Origin of the sequence: Nonomuraea sp. NPDC050733 (genome assembly GCF_040654215.1) — a bacterium.
In the GTDB taxonomy this organism is placed as follows: Bacteria; Actinomycetota; Actinomycetes; order Streptosporangiales; family Streptosporangiaceae; genus Nonomuraea.
Genome location: NZ_JBFAHO010000036.1, coordinates 37,149 through 57,177, shown reverse-complemented (window position 1 = coordinate 57,177; position 20,029 = coordinate 37,149). Strand labels below are relative to the sequence as shown.

19 protein-coding genes and 1 pseudogene are annotated in these 20,029 nt (G+C 70.8%); 10 read left to right on the top strand and 10 right to left on the bottom strand.

Features of this window, described 5'->3' with window-relative positions; genetic code table 11:
* Positions 1–61 precede the first annotated feature (61 nt).
* Positions 62–2,299 (bottom strand): Orn/Lys/Arg decarboxylase N-terminal domain-containing protein, encoded by a 2,238-nt coding sequence (locus AB0H64_RS35705; protein ID WP_357633646.1) that lies wholly within the window; start codon positions 2,297–2,299, stop codon positions 62–64.
* Between the two features lie 106 nt (positions 2,300–2,405).
* Here AB0H64_RS35705 and AB0H64_RS35700 point away from each other — a divergent pair, with 106 nt between their 5' ends.
* On the top strand, positions 2,406–2,597 hold the full coding sequence (locus AB0H64_RS35700) for a hypothetical protein (RefSeq protein WP_357633643.1): 192 nt from the start codon (positions 2,406–2,408) through the stop codon (positions 2,595–2,597).
* 31 nt (positions 2,598–2,628) lie between these two features.
* Here AB0H64_RS35700 and AB0H64_RS35695 read toward each other — a convergent pair whose 3' ends face one another.
* The 4 genes from AB0H64_RS35695 to AB0H64_RS35680 form a co-directional block, all read right to left on the bottom strand.
* Positions 2,629–3,879, bottom strand: coding sequence for a hypothetical protein (locus AB0H64_RS35695; protein WP_357633641.1), 1,251 nt, complete (start codon positions 3,877–3,879; stop codon positions 2,629–2,631).
* Positions 3,880–4,014: 135 nt separating this feature from the next.
* Positions 4,015–4,377, bottom strand: coding sequence for a hypothetical protein (locus AB0H64_RS35690; protein ID WP_357633639.1), 363 nt, complete (start codon positions 4,375–4,377; stop codon positions 4,015–4,017).
* A gap of 187 nt (positions 4,378–4,564) precedes the next feature.
* Positions 4,565–4,948: a snapalysin family zinc-dependent metalloprotease gene (locus AB0H64_RS35685; protein ID WP_357633637.1), complete on the bottom strand. Its 384-nt coding sequence runs from the start codon at positions 4,946–4,948 to the stop codon at positions 4,565–4,567.
* Positions 4,949–5,189: 241 nt separating this feature from the next.
* Positions 5,190–5,537: a metalloregulator ArsR/SmtB family transcription factor gene (locus tag AB0H64_RS35680; RefSeq protein WP_357633635.1), complete on the bottom strand. Its 348-nt coding sequence runs from the start codon at positions 5,535–5,537 to the stop codon at positions 5,190–5,192.
* Between the two features lie 173 nt (positions 5,538–5,710).
* Here AB0H64_RS35680 and AB0H64_RS35675 point away from each other — a divergent pair, with 173 nt between their 5' ends.
* Positions 5,711–6,616, top strand: coding sequence for a zinc-binding dehydrogenase (locus tag AB0H64_RS35675; RefSeq protein ID WP_357633633.1), 906 nt, complete (start codon positions 5,711–5,713; stop codon positions 6,614–6,616).
* Between the two features lie 10 nt (positions 6,617–6,626).
* On the opposite strand, the gene AB0H64_RS35670 is transcribed toward AB0H64_RS35675, so the two are convergent.
* Positions 6,627–7,214 carry a GNAT family protein gene (locus tag AB0H64_RS35670; RefSeq protein WP_357633632.1) on the bottom strand — a complete coding sequence of 196 codons (588 nt, stop codon included), beginning with the start codon at positions 7,212–7,214 and terminating at the stop codon, positions 6,627–6,629.
* 188 nt (positions 7,215–7,402) lie between these two features.
* Positions 7,403–7,924, bottom strand: a complete 522-nt coding sequence (locus AB0H64_RS35665) for a hypothetical protein (RefSeq protein ID WP_357633629.1) — start codon at positions 7,922–7,924, stop codon at positions 7,403–7,405.
* 123 nt (positions 7,925–8,047) lie between these two features.
* Here AB0H64_RS35665 and ligA point away from each other — a divergent pair, with 123 nt between their 5' ends.
* The 5 genes from ligA to AB0H64_RS35640 all read left to right on the top strand — a co-directional run bounded on the left by ligA (position 8,048) and on the right by AB0H64_RS35640 (position 14,280).
* Complete coding sequence (gene ligA / locus AB0H64_RS35660; RefSeq protein ID WP_357633626.1) at positions 8,048–10,171, top strand: NAD-dependent DNA ligase LigA; 2,124 nt, start codon at positions 8,048–8,050, stop codon at positions 10,169–10,171.
* 192 nt (positions 10,172–10,363) lie between these two features.
* Positions 10,364–11,176, top strand: coding sequence for a hypothetical protein (locus tag AB0H64_RS35655; protein WP_357633624.1), 813 nt, complete (start codon positions 10,364–10,366; stop codon positions 11,174–11,176).
* Positions 11,170–11,478 (top strand): hypothetical protein, encoded by a 309-nt coding sequence (locus AB0H64_RS35650; RefSeq protein ID WP_357633621.1) that lies wholly within the window; start codon positions 11,170–11,172, stop codon positions 11,476–11,478. Before AB0H64_RS35655 ends, AB0H64_RS35650 begins: the two co-directional genes overlap by 7 nt.
* A gap of 114 nt (positions 11,479–11,592) precedes the next feature.
* The gene (locus tag AB0H64_RS35645; protein ID WP_357633619.1) at positions 11,593–12,570 is read left to right on the top strand and encodes a hypothetical protein; all 978 of its coding nucleotides are present in this window, start codon (positions 11,593–11,595) and stop codon (positions 12,568–12,570) included.
* An 861-nt stretch (positions 12,571–13,431) separates the two neighbouring features.
* Positions 13,432–14,280 carry a hypothetical protein gene (locus AB0H64_RS35640; protein WP_357633617.1) on the top strand — a complete coding sequence of 283 codons (849 nt, stop codon included), beginning with the start codon at positions 13,432–13,434 and terminating at the stop codon, positions 14,278–14,280.
* 649 nt (positions 14,281–14,929) lie between these two features.
* On the opposite strand, the gene AB0H64_RS35635 is transcribed toward AB0H64_RS35640, so the two are convergent.
* Positions 14,930–15,727, bottom strand: coding sequence for a maleylpyruvate isomerase family mycothiol-dependent enzyme (locus tag AB0H64_RS35635; protein WP_357633614.1), 798 nt, complete (start codon positions 15,725–15,727; stop codon positions 14,930–14,932).
* Between the two features lie 154 nt (positions 15,728–15,881).
* Between AB0H64_RS35635 and AB0H64_RS35630 the strand changes: the two genes are divergently transcribed.
* Positions 15,882–16,196, top strand: coding sequence for a BRCT domain-containing protein (locus AB0H64_RS35630; RefSeq protein WP_357633611.1), 315 nt, complete (start codon positions 15,882–15,884; stop codon positions 16,194–16,196).
* Between the two features lie 40 nt (positions 16,197–16,236).
* Here the strand turns inward: AB0H64_RS35630 and AB0H64_RS35625 are convergent, their stop codons facing one another.
* The gene (locus AB0H64_RS35625) at positions 16,237–16,551 is read right to left on the bottom strand and encodes a hypothetical protein (protein ID WP_357633609.1); all 315 of its coding nucleotides are present in this window, start codon (positions 16,549–16,551) and stop codon (positions 16,237–16,239) included.
* Positions 16,552–16,667: 116 nt separating this feature from the next.
* Here AB0H64_RS35625 and AB0H64_RS35620 point away from each other — a divergent pair, with 116 nt between their 5' ends.
* Positions 16,668–17,063, top strand: coding sequence for an STAS domain-containing protein (locus AB0H64_RS35620; protein ID WP_357633607.1), 396 nt, complete (start codon positions 16,668–16,670; stop codon positions 17,061–17,063).
* 134 nt (positions 17,064–17,197) lie between these two features.
* Here AB0H64_RS35620 and AB0H64_RS35615 read toward each other — a convergent pair.
* A pseudogene (locus AB0H64_RS35615) lies at positions 17,198–18,040 on the bottom strand (LysR family transcriptional regulator); the annotation flags it as partial.
* A gap of 265 nt (positions 18,041–18,305) precedes the next feature.
* Between AB0H64_RS35615 and AB0H64_RS35610 the strand changes: the two are divergent.
* Positions 18,306–20,012 carry a SpoIIE family protein phosphatase gene (locus AB0H64_RS35610; protein ID WP_357633604.1) on the top strand — a complete coding sequence of 569 codons (1,707 nt, stop codon included), beginning with the start codon at positions 18,306–18,308 and terminating at the stop codon, positions 20,010–20,012.
* Positions 20,013–20,029: the final 17 nt, after the last annotated feature.

Below are 20,029 nucleotides of genomic sequence, written 5' to 3'. Positions count from 1 at the left end.
GACCGCGCCTCCCACTGGGATCACCGGGCCCGCCGGGGCCCCTACCGCGGCTGGGCCCGGTTCAGTCCTTGACGACCTCCACCCAGTAGCGCCCCTCGCCGTCGCGGTGGGCGCCGTGGATGTCGGTGGCCAGCTCCGGGAAGGCCCGGTCGAAGTCCTCCAGAGCCCGCAGGTACGTCATCAGCGGGCCGTCGGCCGGGCCGGTCGCCTCGCCGGGCATCAGCATGGGAATCCCGGGCGGGGTGACCACCACCGTGGCCGCGGCGACCCGGTCCGGCAGGCCGGTCAGCGGGACGCGCTCGGTGCGGGCCCGGATCATCGCCTGGTAGCAGTCGGCCGGAGTCGTGACCGGCTCGGGCAGGGTGGTGAAGACCTGGTCGAGCAGCTTCCCGACCCCGGAGTCACGCAGCCTCTCGTGGACCAGGGTGCAGAACTTCTGCAGCGAGATCGCGGACGGCCCGAAGCCGGGCAGCACCTCCGCCAGCGGCAGGTCGTTGTCGTAGGCGTGCTTGAAGTCGGTGAGCGCGTCGATCAGCGTGCCCCACTTGCCCTTGGTGATCCCCATGGAGAACAGCACCAGCAAGGTGTGGTCGCCCGTCTTCTCCACCACGATGCCGCGCCGCTCCAGGTAGGCGGCCACGACGCGGGCCGGGATGCCCCATTCGAGCGTGCCCGTGGCGGCGTCGGCGCCCGGGCAGGTGATCGTGACCTTGACCGGGTCGAGCAGGCAGTAGCCCTCCGACATCCCGTCGAACCCGTGCCATGCGGCGCCCGCCTCCAGGGTCCAGCACCGGGGCTCCGAGCACAGCAGCGCCGGGTCGGCGTCGGCGAAGGAGACGGTCCGGCCGGTGCTCGGGTCGGTGACCGCCGGGGGCTGCCAGACGCCGAAGAACCAGTCGGGCCGCAGCTCGTCCTCGCGGATGCGGGCGGCCAGTCGTTCCATCGCCTGCCGGAACCGGACCGCCTCGACGATCGCCTCCCCGGTGAGGAACGGCCCCGACGGGCCGTCCATCATCGCCGCCGCGACGTCCAGCGAGGCGATCATCGGGTAGAGCGGGGACGTGGAGGCGTGCATGAGGTAGGTCTCGTTGAACGCGTCGTAGTGGACCGGCGCCCGCTCGGCGGGGCGGACGTGCAGCATCGCCGCCTGCGACAGCGCCGCCAGCAGCTTGTGCGTCGACTGGGTGGCGAACACGGTGGGGCGGTCCGGGCCCGGCAGGGTGCGCTCGTCGATCGCCATGCCGTACCGGCCGGCGTAGAGGGGGTTGAACCGGGCGTAGGCGAACCACGCCTCGTCGAAGTGCAGCCGCGGCACGCTGGCGCCGAGCAGCTCGCCGACCCGCACCGCGTCGTAGCACACCCCGTCGTAGGTGGAGTTCGTGATCACCGCGTACGACGGCTCGGCGGCGGCGAGGGGGTGGGCGGCCAGCCGCTCGCGGACCGCGCCCGCCTCCAGCGCGGCGGGCGGGATCGGGCCCGCCAGGCCGAGCCCGTTGCGCTCGGGCACGAGATAGACCGGCCGGGCGCCGCTGATCGCCAGCGCGTGCTGGACCGACTTGTGGCAGTTGCGGTCCACCAGGACGGTGTCGTCGCGGGCGATCGCGTGGTGACCGACGATGCGGTTGGCCGTGGAGTTGCCGTTGACGACGAAGAAGGTGCGGTCGGCGCCGAAGATGCGGGCGGCGTTGCGCTCGGCCTCGCCGATGGGGCCGGTGTGGTCGAGGGGCGATCCCAGCTCGGTGACGGAGATGGACAGGTCGGTGCGCAGCAGCCGCTCGCCGTAGAAGTCGAAGAACGCCCGCCCGACCGGGGACTTGAGGAAGGCCACGCCGCCGGCGTGCGCCGGGGTGTGCCAGGAGTAGCGGTGGTGGTCCTGGAGGCGGCGCAGGGCGCCGAAGAACGGCGGGAGGATCTTCTCGGCGTACTGGTCGGCGGCGTGGGCGATGCGCCCGGCGATGAACTGCGGGGTGTCCTCCAGCGGGAAGACGTAGCCCTGGATGACCTCGTACACCCACAGCGGGAGCTCCTGCTGCTGGGTCATCAGGAAGACGGGCAGGCCGCGGAACCGGCGGCCCACCGCGCCCAGCAGCTCCTCGGCCCCCGGCGCGTCCCACGCCGCCAGCACCGCCGTCAGTGACGCGTCGGACCCGACCACCGCCAGGGCGTCGCCGGGCCGGTGCGTCCAGCGCACCTGGAGCCCAAGCTCGTCCATCGCCGCGCACACGCGGCGGATCTGCTCGGCGAGCGCCGAGTCGGCGTCGGGACGTTCGGTGACGGCGGCCAGAACCGTTCGCTCCATGCGGCGCTCCATGATCGGGGGGAAGGGGCGGTAAGGCGAACCCCAAGCCATGGTAACGCCATGCTGTCGAATGGCAACTTTGTGTCACGACGGCGTGTGCCTGTCTGTGACGTCCTTCGCCCGCACCGTGTGCAGCGGCGCGCCGGGGCTGTGGTACCGGCCGCCGCGGCGGATGGAGGACGACCTGCCGGACGCGGTGGCGGGCGCCGAGATCGCCGACGATCTCGACGGCGTGCGGGAGCATGCGGACAGGGAGATCGCCCTGAGCGCCGGCCGCCCCACGGCGGCCCGAGGGTGAGGTGCGGCCGCGTGGACGGCCGGCCGGCGGATCAGGGCTCGGGGATGAACCCGTACACCCCCAGGCGGGGGAACACCCGCGACGGGACGTTCATCTGCAGAGAGCCCACCAACCGGATGGCGATGATGGCGGGCACGAGGTTGGCCATCACGAGCACCAGCGAGGTCAGCGCGCGGCCGAGCATCTCGGCCACGACCCGCGCCGCGGGGATGAACGACAGCAGGGCGTGGGCGGCGAGCAGGGCAACCGTGGAGGCGGAGATCCAGAACACCGCCTTGTGCAGGGCGTTGAGCTGCTCGATGAGGCCGCCGACGTGCTCGGAGACGTGCTTGGCGTAGTCGGCGAGATCATTGCCGCCGTAGATCACCCCGAGGATGCGCTTGTCGGCGGCGCTCATCGCCGCCCCGTCCCAGACGGCCGTCGCCGCCTCCTTGATGGCGGGGAGGTCGCTGCCGAACAGTTGGCGGCACATGCGGTGGATCTCGTCCCAGGCGTTGGCGACCCGGTCGAGCGCCTCGTCCGACGGGATGACGAGCATCTCCCACACCGCGGCCGCGGTGATCGCCGCCAGCGAGAAGCGTCTGGCCTGCGTCAGCACACTGGTGGTCGAGCGGCTCAGCACCCCCGACTGTGACGGGTAGGCACGCCAGCCCCTGCCGTCGTGGTAGAGGTTCCAGCTCTTCGGGTCGCCCGGGAGCGCGCGCCGTGCGGCCTCGCCGGACTCCTCGGTCGCGTGACTGAGCGTGTAGAGGGCGCTGGACTGCCTGCCGGCTCGGCGCTTCTCGCGGGACAGCGTCCTCCACGCCGGGTTGTTCTTCAGCGCGTAGGCGTCGAATCCCGCACCGACGAGCCCCGCGCCCAGCAGGGCCTTCGGCAGCCACGCTCCGTCCGACGTGGACGAGGAGTCGTAGTGCGCGCGCGCCACCTCCGGCTGCTCGCGAAAGCGGCCCGCGGCGTCGGGAGCCCATCCCATCGCGCGGAGCAGGTCGCGCAGCCGGACGGACTCGGCTCCGGCGTACGTCCGGTCCGTCGCGGCCGCCCGCTCCGCGATGGCCTCGCCCTCCTTGACGCCGTAGTCGATCTCCTCCAGCCAGCTCGTGAGCTGCTCCGCGTACCCGCGCCGCTGCATCTCCGCGGCCCACCCCAGGGCGCCGGTGGGGAGCGCGCAGTCGCTTTCGATGATCCGGCGGATCGCTCTCAGGCACTCGGCGACCTCGTTCATGTCGAACGCGGTGCGGGTCAGCGCTCCATGGGTGTAGGCGTATCCGCTCGGCTGGGACACGGGCATTCTCCTGCCTCTTCGACGGGCGACCGGGATTGGATCTTATCGACAGGGTGACGCGCGTCACGCCGGTCCGGGCGCCAGGCATGGAGCCGGCCCCGGCCGTGGAGCGACCGGGGCCGGCGGAGCCCGATGTCAGTCGGCGCAGATGGCGAAGACGCTGATGCCGACGTCGTTGTAGCCGTCCTGGCGGCCGATGCCGATCCAGCCGCGGCCGTCATCGGTGGGGAACGACCCGACCAGGATCGCCCGGTTGCCGCGCGCCTCGGCGCCGCCGCCGAGGACCTTCTTGGCGCCGGGGCAGTAGAGCGTGCGGCGCTGGAAGTTGGGGACGTTGGCGTTGGGCAGGGTGACGAGCTGGTAGCCGGGAGGCAGAGCCGACTGATGGGCGGCCGCGGCGACCGGAGCGGGTGCCGCGCTGGCGGCGGCGGTCGTCGTGAGGCACGCCACCGCCGCGAGGACGGTGAGGGGGAGGGCCAGGAACCTCTTCGACTGCATCGTTCTCCTTCTGTCCTGTCCCCTGACGGGCACGACTCCGGGCAGCACACGGCACGCCGGCGAATGCGGTGCTGGCGGTGGTGAAGTGATCGCAGGGGGCAAAGGGGCTGACACGTTGAGTATCCAGTCAGTCACGCGCCGTGTCCATAAGCACCTGTGTTCGGATGCCGCCCTGGCTCCGTTGGGTTCAGCGGTCCACGTGCAGCCGGCCGAAGTCGACCAGCGGGGTGCCGCCGGCGAAGTTACGGTCCACCTCGGCCCGCTCGGCCGTGCTCGGGTACGCGTTCGTGCAGCTCACCGGGGCACTGGAGCCGGACATCAGGTCGGAGCAGAGGCCGGTGCGCCGGTCGGGCAGCCCCAGGATGTGACCGATCTCGTGGGCGGCGATGCGCACCGCGTCGTAGCCCTGCGACGTGGCCTGCCGGCCCATCCAGATGGTGCCCCGGCCCAGGCTGGTGGGCAGGGTGCGGGGCCAGCCGTTGTCGGCGACGACGACGAAGCCGGCGGGGGTTCCGGCGATGAGGCGGACATTCGTGACGCTCGAGTTCCAGATCTGGGCGGCCCGGTCCACCGCGCCGCGGAACTCGGCGGCCCCGCTCGCGTCGTACCGGAGGACCCTGACGAGAGCCGCGGCCTGCGCGGGCGAGGTGGCGAGCAGGAACGCGGCGGTGAGGACGAGAGAGCGCGAGACGGAGGGGTCTGGGCATCGTGGCTCCTCGGACTGGGGGTGCTGTCACGGTAGGCGCCACGACGCCGTCCGGGGACAAGCCATCTTGCCCCTATTGCGGTTGTATGGGGCCGGCGAGCCCCGGTCAGCCTTCGGCGGCCTCGTCCTCGGGCGCGTAGGCGTTCACGATGGCGTCCAGGAGGCCGGGGAAGCGGGCGTCGAGGTCGTCCAGGCGCAGTGCGGTCCAGCGGCGGTTGCCGTCCTCGCGCTGGCGGATGAGCCCGGCTTCGCGGAGCACCCGGAAGTGGTGGGTGAGCGTCGACGGCGCCACGTCCACCGGGAAGGTGCCGCAGGCCCGCTCGGGCGCGGCGCGCAGGGTCCGCACGATCGTCATGCGGGTGGGGTCGGCCAGCGCGTGCAGGATGTCGAGCACGTCGAACGCGTCGGCGTCCGGGTGGGCCAGGGCTGGGCGGCGGCTGTTCGATCGGGGCATGTCGTCTCTCTCTTTCGACAAACGTCGTACAAGCATGGTACGACTTTCGTTGTACGACGAACATCGAAAGAGAGTGGGCCGGAATGCGTGCCTTGGTGATGACCGCGCCGTCGGCGGGATCGGACCGCACGGAGGTTCAGGAGATCGGCGAACCACGGCCGGGCGAGGGAGAGGTGAGCATCAACGTCGCCTGGGCCGGGGTCAACTTCATGGACGTGATGGCCCGCCGCGGCGATCCCGGCTACGCGCCGGCCTGGCCGTACGTGCCCGGACTCGAGGTGGCCGGCACCGTCCGGGAGGTCGGCGCGGGCGTCGGCGGCCTGGTGGCGGGGCAGCGGGTGGTCGCGTTCACACCGGGAGGCGGCCTGGCCGAGGTGGCGATCGCGCCGGCGGCGCTGACCGTGCCGGTGCCGGAGGAGATCCCGCTGCCGACGGCGGCGGGCACGCCGATGGTGTTCACCTCCGCGCTGCTGCTGCTGACCGATGCCGCGCGGTTCACCCCCGGAGAGAGCGTGCTGGTGCACTCGGCGGGAGGGGGCGTGGGGGGCGCTCTGGCGCAGCTGGTCCCCGCGCTGGGCGGCGGCACGCTCATCGGCACCGTCGGCCGGCCGGACAAGGTCGATGCCACCCGGCGGAGCGGCTACGACATCGTCCTCCCCCGCGGCGCCGAGCTCGCCGGGGCCGTACGCGCCGCCGTCGGCGGGAACGGCGTGGACGTCGTCCTGGACCCGCTGGGCACCAGCCTGCTCGACGTCGACCTGGCGATCACGTCACCGGGCGGGCGGATCGTCATCTTCGGCAACGCGGGCGGCGGGCAGCCCGCTCCCCTGCCGGCGGCGGGGCGGCTCATCGGCGGCAACGTCGCGATCGGCGGCTTCAGCATCACGAGCCTGAGCCGGTCGGCTCCCGAACGGGTGGCCGCGGGCCTGCGACGCGTTCTGGACCTGGTCGGAGCCGGCCGGCTCGATGTCGCGGTCACGCGGGTCGGCTCGCTGGCCGACGTGCCCGCCGTGCACCAGCTGCTCGCCGACGGCCGCGGCAACGGCAAGTACGTGGTGCGGGTGGCGGCCGTGGACTAGCGCGCGCGGGTCACGTCGCCTGCCGTGCCACCGGGCCCCGCGACGTCTGCCCGCCCGCCCGCCACTCCGGCGCGAGCACCGACCAGACCTCGATGTCCTGCCGCTTCCCCCGGTACAGGAAGCTCTCCCGCAGGACCCCGTCCTTGGTCATCCCCAGCCGCCGGGCCACGGCGATGCTGGCCTCGTTCGCCGCCGAGACGTGCCACTCCACGCGATGGACGCCCCGCGCCTCGACGGCCCAGTCGATGAGCACGCGCGCGGCCCGCGTCACCAGGCCCCTGCCCACGGCCGACGGCTCCAGCCAGCAGCCCACCTCGGCGGTGCCCTGCGCGACGTCCATGGTCCGGAAGAGCACTCCGCCGACCAGCTTCCCGTCCGTCCAGATGCCGTAGATCCGCCCGGCGTCGGCCGCGGCCTTGTCCGCGTACGCCTGGAGGAACCGGCGAGCCGACTCCAGGTCCGTGACCATGTCGCCCAGCGCCACGTGCTGCCCGACGAACTCCCGCCCCCGGTCCATGTGGGCCAGGAACTCCTCGGCCAGCCACGGCTCCAGCGGCCGCAACTCCGCGCCGTCGTCACCCAGCGATGTCGCGAACATCGATCCCCTCCACACTCCGAACCCGTACATATGCGGATGGATCTTCTCACGGCCGGGTCGCCTCCCGACTCAGCCGGGGAAGGCGCCCCGGGCCTCTCGGCGCACCTCGAGATGCGGAGAGCTCCGCAGGTCGCGCTGGAGCTCCTCCCACGGCCCCCTCCCCCGCGCCGGACACGGCCGGCACGGGATCAGGCGCTCTCCCCCATGCTGCGCTCGTTCCAGTTCGCCAGCTCCACCAGCAGCCCGTCCGCGGCGCCGCCGAACATCTCGCCCAGCACCTGGGGCCTGTCGACGATGACGACGCTGTCGAGCAGGGTGGCGCGCAACCTGGCGGCTCGCGGGTCGCCGGCGCCGTCGGGGTCGAACGCGGTCGCGGCGAGGAACAGGCCGCCGACGCCCGTGGAGGCCGCGGCGTCGGCGGCCGCGGTGCCCGTCACGCTGGAGGCGTCGTCGGGGACGGCCGGCAGGGCGGGCCGGCCGTCGCGGGCCAGGAGCGTCAGCGGGCGCGCCGGCGTGGTCTCCGGGACGCGGCCCTCGGGTACGTGTGTCTCCCCTGTGACGAGCCGCACCTGGTCGCGGGGGTAGCCCCATGGCCGGCCCGCGGCCTCGTCGCCCAGGCCGGCGCGGGCGAACAGGCCGCCCTCGGCGTCCAGGACCAGATCACCCGGTTGCCACTGCTCGCCCTCGATCGGGTGGTGCGCGTCGCTCATACGGGCACGTTAACCATCACCACCGACAATTAACGTCAGGAAGACCGTCAGCCGATGAACGAAGATCCGGTGGCCTCGCCCGCCCGGCGGAGAAATGTCGGAGCCGCCCGGCACGATGAGCGCATGATCGACGCTCCCCCCCACACCGAGCTCTCGGACCAGGCCGCCTACGCCGCGTCCGTGCAGCTCGCCGCCGACGCCGCAGCGGCCTACTACGGCCAGGGTGACTCCTCGCTCGACGACGACGCCTACGACCAGCTGGTGCGCGGCATCGCCGCGTACGAGCGCGAGCATCCCGAGCACGTGCTGCCGTCCTCGCCCACGGGCAAGGTGGCCGGCGGCGCGGTCACCGGCGACGTGCCCCACACGGTGCCGATGTTGAGCCTGGACAACGTGTTCGGCCCCGAGGAGCTGGCCGACTGGGCGGCCTCGCTGGAGCGCAGGCTCGGCCGGGAGGTGACCTCCTGGAGCGTGGAGCCCAAGCTCGACGGCCTGGCCATCTCCGCCCGCTACCGCGGCGGCCGGCTGGTCCAGCTGGTCACCCGCGGCGACGGCACCGCCGGTGAGGACGTGTCCCACGCCATCGGCACCGTCGTCGGCCTGCCCGGCCGGCTGGCCGACGCCGTCACGGTGGAGCTGCGCGGCGAAGTCATGATGACCACCGAGCAGTTCGAGCAGGCGTGCGCCAAGCGTCAGGCGCACGACGGCAGCACGTTCGCCAACCCGCGCAGCGCCGCCGCCGGCACCCTGCGCGCCCAGGACCGGCCGTACACGTGCGAGCTCACGTTCTTCGCCTACGGCGCGCTGCCCGATCCCGGCGACGACTCGGAGCAGGCGGTGCGGCTGCGTGAGCTGCCGCACAGCGAGATCATGGCGTGGGTCGCCGGGCAGGGTGTGCGGACCACCGCCGACACACCCGTCGCCGGGGTCGTCGCCGTCACCCTGGACGAGGTTCAGGCGCGCGTGGAGCACATCGCCGCCGAGCGGGCCGAGCTGCCGTTCGGCATCGACGGCATCGTGATCAAGTGCGATCTGGCGGGCGACCAGCGGCAGGCGGGGTTCAGCTCGCGGGCGCCCCGCTGGGCGATCGCCTACAAGCTCCCCGCCGTCGAGAAGATCACCAAGCTGGTGGGCGTGGAGTGGAACACCGGCCGCACCGGAGTCATCGCCCCCCGCGCGGTGCTGGAGCCGGTCGAGCTGGACGGCAGCGTCGTCACCTACGCCACCCTGCACAACGTCGCCGACATCACCCGGCGCGGCCTCATGCTCGGTGACAGCGTCGTCGTCTACAAGGCCGGCGACGTGATCCCCCGGGTCGAGTCCCCGGTCGTGCACCTGCGCACCGGCGCCGAGCGGCCGATCGTCTTCCCCGAGGTGTGCCCGTCCTGCGGTGACGCCATCGACAGGTCCCAGGAGCGGTGGCGATGCGTGCGCGGCCGCGCCTGCCGCGCGATCGCCTCGATCGGCTACGCCGTCGGCCGCGACCAGCTCGACATCGAAGGCCTGGCTGAGAGCCGGATCCAGCAGATGCTCGACGCTGGGCTCATCACCGACTTCGCCGACCTGTTCTTCGTGACCCGTGAGCAGCTGCTCACGCTGGAGCGCATGGGCGAGGTCAGCGCCACCAAGCTGCTGGCCGCGATCGAGACGGCCAGGAGCCGCCCGCTGAGCCGCGTCTTCTGCGCGCTGGGCGTGCGCGGCACTGGCCGCTCGATGAGCCGCCGGATCGCGCGGCACTTCGCCACGATGGAGGCCATCCGGGCGGCCGATACTGAGGCGATCCAGCGAGTGGACGGTCTCGGGCCCGAAAAGGCTCCAGTCATCGTGGCCGAGCTGACCGAACTGGCACCTCTGATCGACAAGCTGGCCAAGGCCGGCGTCAACATGGTCGAGCCGGGAGCCGCTCCCAGCGGAGAGCAGGAGCCGGCGACGGCCAGGGCGCTGCCGCTGACCGGGCAGAGCGTGGTGGTGACCGGGACGATGTCGGGACCGCTGGGTGAGCTGTCGCGCAACCAGATGAACGAGGTGATCGAGCGCGCCGGCGGTAAGGCGTCCTCCAGCGTGTCAGCCAAGACCTCGCTGCTGGTGGCGGGAGCCAAGGCCGGAAGCAAGCTCACCAAGGCCCAGGCGTTGGGGATCCCGGTCCTCACCCCTGAGGAGTTCGCCGCGATGGTGGCCGATGCTTTCTCCGACGGCTCACCGCACGCTGTCGACATCCTCGACGAGTCGCGGCCGATGGAAGACTAGGCCATGACCGTCATCGCCTGCGTGCGCGGGGACGCCACCGCTCCACTTAACCAGCCCACCCCTGCTGTGATCTTGACGTGTTCCTGACCGTCGTTCAAGGACGTCGCCGCTACATTAACCAGCCATGATCACTTTGTGTGTTCGGTTCGTGACCATGTCCGGTGGGGTTGCCCGGTGAACCGGTTGAGGGTCGTGATCGACGACCTGAGGGTTCAAGAGGTGCGTCGGCGGGATGGCCGTTCCGGGTACACGATCGTCGGGTCGGACGGCATCGTCCACGAAGCGGCAGATGGGCTTCTCCGGCTGCTTGAGGTGGGTACGGCGAAGACCTACGCGTATCTATTGGTCGATCACCTTCGGTGGCTTCGACAGGAAGGACTCTCGCCGGAGACGGTGGCGTTCCGGGACGTCTGCCGTTACATGGGCGCGGTGGGCGCGGAGTTTGCGGGTCCGTTCGGCTCGCCGTGGCGGGTGAATAAGAAGCCCTATCGACAGAGCACGCTGGACACGGCAGCCGCCGCTTTGAAGCGGTTCTACCTGTTCCAGGCCTCGACGTTGGGGATAAACAAGGATCTCGGCGCGGTGCTGAGTGGGTCCCGGTTGCCGACGAAGGCCGATCGGCAGAGAGCATTCCTCGGGCACGTGCTCCAGGAGATGCCGGCCAACCCGCTCCGGCCGAAACGCCGCGTGAAGCGTCACCCCAAGATGACTCCGGACGGCGCCCGGCAGGCACTGGTAGAGGAGTTCGACACCGCCCGGGACAGGATGGTGGTGACCTGGCTGGCTGATGGAGGGTTCCGCATCGGAGAGCTGACCAGTCTCCACCTGGTTGATCTGCACCTCCGAGAGGACGCGCTCTGCCGCGAGTGCCGGGCGGCGCACATCCACATCTGCCACCGGGAGGGCAACCCGAACGGTTCGCGCGTCAAGACGAAACACGACTGGTTCTTCGAGGACGGCGCATCCGCGGCGGGACCATCCGCAGAGCGAGCCCGGCGATGGTGAGCACCTACTTCGAGTACATGACGTCGGAATACCCGGAAGACGCCACCCACGGAATGCTCCTGGTCAACCTCACCGGACCGACGGCCGGGCTGCCCTGGACCTGTGATTCGGCCCGGAAGCTGCTGCGGCGCGCGGGCAAGCGTCTGGAGCTGGGGCGGATCACGCCGCACCAGTTCAGGCACGACTTCGGAACCGGTGCGCTGCGGGCCAGCGGTGGCAACTCGCTGGTGGCCCGGGCGGATGGGCCTCGGCGACCACCGTCGAGGAGGTCTACGGACACGCCGACATCGACGACCCGGTGATGACCAGGGCGCTCAACTCGGTCTGGGGCGAGACACCGTGAGCCCGGCAGCCCTCGGCCTCGCCGATCAGCAGGCCGATCGAGTCGGCAGGACCGCCTCGAGATCCTCCAGGCGTTGATCAACGGACCGGCGTTCGATCCCCTCTTCCGCAGCGACGTCATCACCCTTCCGGCGGATCACGCGGTCTATGAATGGGCCTGCAGCGTGCTGGAGTGCGAACGACCGCGGGTCAACCAGCAGATCGATCTCTGCGGAGCCCACCGGGACGAGTGGACGATCTTCTCCTCGGAGAACCCCGGAGACGAGGCCAGAGCGGCCTTCCGACGACTGGCCACGCCGTTGCCCCGCGCTGAGGGCTACGAGCCCCCTCCTTGTAGGGTCTGCCCCGGTCGGCCCGCCTTCGCCAACGAGCATCAGCTCTGCACACGACACATGCGCCGCTGGCGCCACCACCTCCGGTACGGAGGCACAGAGGAGGACTTCGACACCTGGGCCGCGGAACAGGACGCGTTGCCGCCCTACGGCAACTGCGGGACCACAGCCTGCGAACGCATGGCAACGACCCCTCTCGGGCTCTGCCGTTTCCACGACAGGTCGTATCGCGAGCAGGGCCAGCCGGGCGGCGCTCGGCTCCCTGACCTCTGGGAGCGCTACTACGAGAGACAGGGCCAGCCTGTTCCGGTCCTCACCGACGACATACGGGAGTTCCAGCGATGGTGCGCCCAGCAGGGACCTCCCCCGAACCCGAACCAGATCAACCTGGTCGGGCTTCGCCCGTTGGTCAAAGCCGAGCTCCAGTGGGGCTTGGAGGCACACACCCGGATAGCCGAACCCCCAGGCCGCCGCCCGGCATCTGCTATCGGTCACCGAACCATGAAGGTGGTCAAGCTCGATGCCATGGACGCCATCGAACTCAGCGAGATGCTCGAGTTCATCAAGGACTGGCTCACCACCGACGACCAAGCCAAGGCCAGATTCGCACAGTTCGTCGGGTGCCCCGGTTATGACGCCGCCGACCTCTGCGCAGACGCCGACCGCTTCGTCTTTCTGCTCGGCGGCAACGACGGCGAGTACCTCTTCAGCCAGGACTAACGTCACCGACCCTGAAGCACCGCTCGAAGCTTCTCGATCTCCGAAAGCCACTCTGCCGAGCTGCCGCTTTCATCTTGACATCGGCGCGTTTTTGCAGGCCCGCCCACCACTTCCGCCCGCACACCGGACAGCGCGATCGCGGCCGCGGACGCTGAACCTCCCGGGCGGTCGGTCCCCGGCCGACGCCCTGGGCCACGAGCTCGTCCACCGCCGCGGCATATTCGGCGCTGGAGCGCCGCAGCTCACGCCACTGCTGCGCCCGGCATGCAGGCGAGCAATACCGCCGCGACGACCGCGACTCCTCCGGCAGCAGGAGGCCGCAGTTCGTGCATGCCCGAACCGCCGCGTGCTGGCCCACGTCACCGATTGACGCAAGCTGGCGAGTTGATCGCCGCACCGCATTGAGTATGAACAGCGGTAGATGATCAACTGACGCGAAAATGTTGGTGAGAGCTGACAGCGTCCTCTCCGCCGGATGCTGGTCCAAGATGGGCGCGTGGCTGATCGTCAAGGTGCGATGAGCTTTCAGCCTGCCGGAAGGCTCCATCGAGGAGACTGGGTCAGAGACCAACAATCACGTTACGGCTTCCCTTATGGTGATCTTTCATGAAGGTCCTCGTTGTGCTCCTCTTACTGCTCGTGGGATGTGGTGCCGACGAGCAGATGCCCGCCCCGCAAGTGGAGAATGCAGCGGCCACCTGGCGGCTGACGCATACAGGGCGGGGAGTAGGAGTCTATGGACCGATAGCCGCGACGGGCCCGAACGAAGCTTGGGCGATGGTCCAACGCGAGCCTGCGGCACCCATCTCCCTCCTGCGGTGGGATGGCGCATCCTGGCGACCTGCCGTACTACCCAAGGGCATGAGCAGGAATTTCGGGACGCTTGCCACCTCACCAGCTGGGGATGATCTGTGGCTGTTCGATGCGTTCGATGCGAACGGTCCCTGGCAACTGGTCGAGGGCCGGTGGGTGGCACGACCGTGGCGAAGCGGATACGCGGCGGCCTCGGTCGCCATCACGAGCCGCAATGAGGTGTGGGTCGCCGAGACCGGCGATCCGGATGACTACGCGGGGGCCGCCCTCAGCCGCTGGGATGGTGCCTCGTGGCGGAGAGTGCGCAAGCCGGATTCGTTCGGCGACCTCGACCTGGTGGAGGACGTCGCCGCGGCCGATTACGGCGAGATGTGGGCGCTCATCAGGGACAGCTGGGGCTACGGCGAACTCCGGGTGGTACGCCGGGATGGCTCCCGCTGGGCGCCGTTGCCCTCGCCTTCGCCCCTCCTTTCATTGCCGCAGCGCGGGCCCGGGTGGTGTGCAAACCCGTCGCAACCCGCGCTCAACCTCGAGAAACTGGCTGCCAGCGCCAGGAACGAAGTGTGGGCCCTGGGCAGCGTCGCCCCCTGCGGAGGGGGCCCGAGCGTGCGCAAGGTGGTCCTGCACTGGAACGGCGCAAGCTGGCTGGAAGCGAACCCGCCGTTCGACTCGATGGCACTCTCCGAGATCCGGGCCGACAAGGTGAGCGGCGTGTGGATCGCGGCGAACCCCGATCGCGGCCCATCGTACGTCCTCAACTTCCGAGGAGGCCGTTGGACCAGATCCGCCCTTCCTCGGGGACGCATCGGGCGCATCGTGCCGATACCCGGCACGACCGGATTATTGATCCTGGCCCAGGAGGCCAAGGACACATTTCTGATCTATGAGCTCAGGTAACGGCCGGCATGCGCGCAAGGCGCCAACGAGGAAGGCAGTGCCTACCCTCCGTCTCCCGCACGGGTGGAGACAGGCCGAGTGAGTTGATACCAGCCTGCGGTGGCCATCTCAGCCCGCGAGTCACACCAAGCCCGTCAGCTTGAACATCAGGGCTCAAGGCCCCGGCCAACCCGTTCGACCATCTCCTGACCGTTCCGGGGATGACACGCGAGCGCATCAGAACAGGCATCCACAACCTGGCGACGAGCCGCCCGGCATGACTGTCGCCCACCGAGTGTGCGAACGGCTGCCGAAGGGGTGGGGAGACGCATCGGAGCGAAACGTAACACTAAGGTCAGCCGAGGCGACCGCCTTACGCGTTTTGTGCCGACGCTGGTGACCCCGCAGAGATCCAGAGTTCAGGCGAACCGAAGGTTCCTCAAGATGAACCTGAGAGCCTGCTGACGAAGGATCTGGTCGCTGTGGCCGAGACCAGCCTCGGGATCGAGAACGTCAACAGCTTCCCGAGTGAGCTCTGACCAGGTGGACGGTCGGCTTGGTGACGCCCCGAGGCCGGCTCGCGGGTTCGAGCCCGGTGCCGCGACTGACGAACCTGGCGAAGAGTCGTGTCCTACCGGCTGGAGGCGCGGCCAACCGCCCCCGCTACGTCCTACTCCTCCGGCTCCCAGGCGCGGAGCAGGTCGAGCAGCCCCGCGTCTCCGTCAACGTGCAAGGAGTCGGCCTGGATACGGTCGTACAAGTAGAGGATCAACTCACTGGCCGTGCCATGGATGGAGGCGCCGGCTGCGTCCGAGTCCTCGCCGGTCGCGGCAGTGGGCGCGGGGATGCGGGTGGAGCGTGCGCCGTCGCCGTCGACCGTGAGGCGCCAGGAGCGGCCCTCGGCGGTGTGGAAGTCGAAGGCCGTGGGCTTGTGCGGCCAGGCGCTGGGCGTCGCGACGCAGGTGAACAGGAACTCCTCGACACCGTCGAGGGCGACCTCGGTCGGCAGCGGCTGCGCGGCGCCCGCAGCGAGCTGGGCGTCGTAGGTGTGCACCGCGCTCTCCTGGACCCGGTGCCGGGCGACTCCGCCAGAGGTCCGCGGCGTCTGCAGGGCACTCCACCACGCCCAGCAGCCGGCGTCCGGGCCCGCCGCCCGCAGGGCGCTCAGCAGAAGCTGCGTCGACGCGGCCAGCCAGGCCAGCAGGGCCTCACGCTCCCGCGGCACTTCCAGAGCGGCGCGCGCAGCGGTGGCCTCGGCCGGGGGAGCGTCGGCAGGCCCCGCGCCGACGATGGCGGCCCAGAAACGGTCTCCCCCACCCAGGTGCTTCACCAGATCGAACAGCGTCCACTCGGGGCAGGTCGGCACCTGTGCGTCGAGACTGGGCGCGGCGGCGACCGCGGCGCGGAAGGCGGTCGACCGTTCATCGATCAGTCGCAGCAGGTCAGGGAACTCAAGATGCTTTTCCACGGTGAATGTCTATCACCGTGCTCCGGTGATCGGACAGCGATTTTGACAGTCGCCGCCGGTTGGCCATTGCGGAGGTCGTCCTCGCCTCCCACCGCTCGGGTGACAAGCTGCGCACTGCTGCGAGGACGCTGGTGGTGGCGGTACGCCCGGCGTCGTGCCTGTGACCGAGCCCGGCGCCGCGGCCGCCGCTCCTGGCACGGCTCCGGCGGACGGCCCCGAGCTGCCGCTGGCCGGGATGTCGGTCGTGGTCACCGGCGCGATGACCGGCCCGATGGAGGCCCAGTCGCGCAATGAGGTCAACGAGCTGGTCGAACGCGCCGGCGGCAAGGCGTCGTCGAGTGTGTCGGCCAGGACGTCGCTGCTGGTGGCGGGCGAGAAGGCCGGCTCCAAGCGAGGCAAGGCCGAGAGCCTGGGCGTGCCCGTCGTGACCCCCGAGGAGTTCGCCCGGACGGTCGAGCGGTTCCTGTAGGGGGGCGTGGACCGGGAGACGAGGTCCACGCCCGTACGACTCAGCAGCCGCTGGTCACGTAGCAGCCCTTCACGTACCACTTGCCGCTGTAGTAGGCACCGCTGGTGGCCTTGCTCGTACTGCCCACGTATACCAGGCTGCCCGGCACGTACGAGCAGGAGGAGGTGGAGCAGAAGTAGCCGTAGACCCGGAAGTAGGTCTCAAGCCCGCTGTTGCACCTGACGCTCACGGAGTGGTCGCTGCTCGCGGTCTTGGAGCAGCTGCTCACCGCGGCCGCGGGGGAAGCGGTGCTGCCGATGAGGGCGGCGGCCCCGAGAGCGATGCCGGCGACACTCGAAAGGATCTTTTTCGTCATGAGTGTTCATGATCACCGGCAGGGCCGTCCTTGGCAACCGGAAAAGGAGATTTCCAGGGCTGAGTGGTTCGCTCCGGCCGGGCTACGATGAGGACGATCCCCGCTGATGTCGTCGTATGCGGCAACGGCATCCGACACAGGCAGAGGAGCGTGCCGGCATCGTCACCCCCTTGGTCATCAGCGTGCGACGACATTCCGGCGTGGACGTGGTCCGGCTGGTGGGAGAGCTCGACGGGCACACCCTCGGCCGGCTCACCGCGGCCCTGGGGCCGCTGCTGGCGGCTGCACGGCCCAGGGTGGTGCTGGACGTGGCCGGGCTCGGCTTCTGCGACTCCGGCGCCCTGCGCGAACTGCTCCGCCTCCAGCTTCAGGCCGAGAGCGCCGGCGGCGCGCTGCGCCTGATCGGTGTGCACGGCAGCCTCGCCCGGCTGCTCACCGTCGCCCAGCTGGTCGACCGGTTCCCGCCGTACGACAGCCTGGAGCACGCCTGCAGCTGGCCGGCCACCGCCTGAGAGCCTCGTCCCGGCACCCGCTCGGCGCCGGGATGCCCCTGGGCCGCTACACCCTCACCTCTTCCGCCCATCGGCGCCCACCGCTTGTCGCCTCCGCCGCCTCCACCGGCCGAGTCGGCGACGACGTCGGCGGCGGCCTGGGCCAGGGCACGGACCAGAGAGGTCTCGCCGGCGGTGCGCCACACGAGGGCCCATCGGCAGGGGGCGGCGTCGCGGATGGGCACGAAGGCGAGGCTGGGCCACGGGTAGAACTGAACCGCCTCGGCCGCGACCCCGGCGGTGGCCTGGCCGGAGGAGACGGCCGTGAGCGCCTCCTGCCAGGTGGACACCTTGGGAGCGTGGCGGATGGGGCGGCCCGACGGCGTGTGGAAGGGGGCGAGGGTCTCCTCCATGTACGGGGGAATGGACGTGCCCCCCACCACGACGCAGTCGGCGAGGTCTTCCAGGCAGATCGAGTCGCGCCCGGCGTACAGGTGGGTGGCGGGGACCATCAGCATCACCTGAGAGGTGTGGGTGATCCGGCCGACGGTCAGGTCGGGCTCGCGGATCGGCAGCCACAGCAACGCGACATCGACCCCGCCGGAGCGGAGCCGCTCCAGCGGGGAGGGCGGCTGGACTTCGCGGTGTTGCAGCCGGGCACCTGGGTGGCGGGCCTTGAACAGGTCGAGGATGCCGCCGATCTCCAGGGACAGCGGGCCCATCGTGCCCAGGGTCAGCGTTCCCACGGTGCCGCGGACGGCGCTCCTGGCGGCCTCGATCCCGTCCATGATCTGCCGGTCATGCACCAGCTGCTCGCCGAGCGGGGTGAGGCGGACCGTGCGCGAGGTGCGGTCGAACAGCGTCGCGCCGATGCGCCTCTCCTGCTTGCTGATCACCTGGCTGACCCGGGACGGGGTGATGTGCAGCCGCTCGGCCGTCCGGCCGAAGTGCAGCTCCTCAACCAGCGTCAGGAGGATCTCGATGTCCCGGAGCTCCATCACCCGTCCCGATCGTTAACCTGAGACTCAACGGATCGTTGAGCAAGAGCTCAACGATGGTGAAACTACCGCTGAACGGACGCGATCAGCCGCTCCGGTCGAGATGTTCGACGACCTTGGCGGTCAGGAGGGCCGGGTTCTGGGGGCGCCCGCACGGCGGGCCGCTCTCCTGGACGTCATCGCGGTCACCCTGAGCCACGAAGCACCCAAAGGGTGATACAAGAGACCATCGGCCAGGAGACGCAGCGAGGGAGGGAGCCCGGCCATGGAAGTGCCAGCTCAGGACGCCGGGCGCTCCTGGACCATGACGGACGGAGGTCCCTGGCGGCTGCGGGATCTCTGCGACGCGGGGGCGTACGTGGTGGACGACCGGGGCCACATCATCGAGGTCACTCCTCAGGCCGAGCGCCTGCTGCGCCGTACCGCCGAGGAGCTGCTCGGCCGGGACGCCCACGACCTGCTGCACCGGGGACGGTACGGCGAGCCCCTGCCGCGGAGCCGGTGCAGGATGAGGCAGCCGCTCATCACCGGCGGCACCGCGCAGGGAGAGCAGCAGTGGTTCGAGCGCGGGGACGGCGTACTGATGCCGGTCTCGTGGTTGGTCACCACTTGCCGGCTCGGCGAGGGCAGGCGGGGAGCGCTGGTGCTCTTCCATGAGAGCGCCCCCTCCTCATCCGACGCGCGGGAGCCGGCCGGCATGGCGGCCTCGATGTCCGAGCTCGACCGGCTGGCCCTGCTGGCGGAGACCACCACGACGCTCACCGCGAGCCTCGATGTGGAAGAGACCCTGCGTCAGCTGATGCGCCTGGTCGTGCCGCTGCTGGCCGACTGGACGGTGGTGGACCTGCTCACCGAGGAGGGCGGGGTGTCACGGGCCGCCGTGGTGCACTACGAGGACGGCGCTCTGGTGCACCATGAGGACCTGGAGGGGCCGATGCCCCCCGTACCCCAGGAGTCCCCCATGCCCTTGTCGCGGGCGCTGCGCGGAGTCACCGCGACGCTGGCCGGCCCGGAGACCTACCAGGGGCCTCCCGACTCCGGCATAGCGGTCGCCCAGCAGGAGCTGTTCCAGGCGACCGGCATGCACTCCGCGTGCATCGCGCCGATCCGCGGCGTGCGGGAGGTGGTCGGGGCCCTGACGCTGGGGCGCGCCGATCGGCCCGGGGCGTTCACCACCGCCGACCTCCTGCTGGTCGAGGACATCGCCCGCCGGGCGGGGCTCGCGCTGGACAACGCGCGCCTGTACGAGCGGCAACGGCGGGTGGCCGAGACCATGCAGCGCCACCTGCTGCCGCAGCTGCCGACGGTGCCCGGCCTGGAGATGAGCGCGTCCTACCGGCCCGCGCCCCACGCCTCGCAGGTCGGCGGCGACTGGTACGACGCCTTCGTCCTGCCCGACGGCGCGACCGCCCTCGTGATCGGCGACGTGGTCGGCCACGACCTGGACGCCGCGGCCGGCATGGCGCAGGTCTGCAACATGCTGCGCGCGTACGCGGGCGGGCAGCAGGACCGGCCGAGCGTGATCGTGGACCGGCTCGACCAGGCGGTGGCGCGCATGGCCGAGACCACGATGGCCACCGTCGTGTTCGCCGGGCTGGAGCCGCGGGAGGACGGCGGATGGCGGCTGCGCTGGACCAACGCGGGCCATCCGCCGCCGCTCCTGGTGGAGCAGGACGGGCGCACCCGCTTCCTGGAGTCCGGGCACGGCCTGCTGCTGGGCACCGGCATAAGCATTCCCCGTGTCGACGCCACCATCGAGCTGCCGCCCCGGTCGACCCTGGTGTTCTACACCGATGGCCTGATCGAGTCGCCCGCCCACTCCATCGACGACGGGATGGCCCGGCTGAGGCGGCACGCCGCCTCGCTGGCCCAGCGCCCCGTCACCTCCCTCGGCGACGCGCTCCTCGACCGCGTCCGCCCGGCGGACAACGACGACGACGTCGCCCTGCTCATCGTGCGCGTTCCCGGCTGACACCCTCGGGGCGTCGC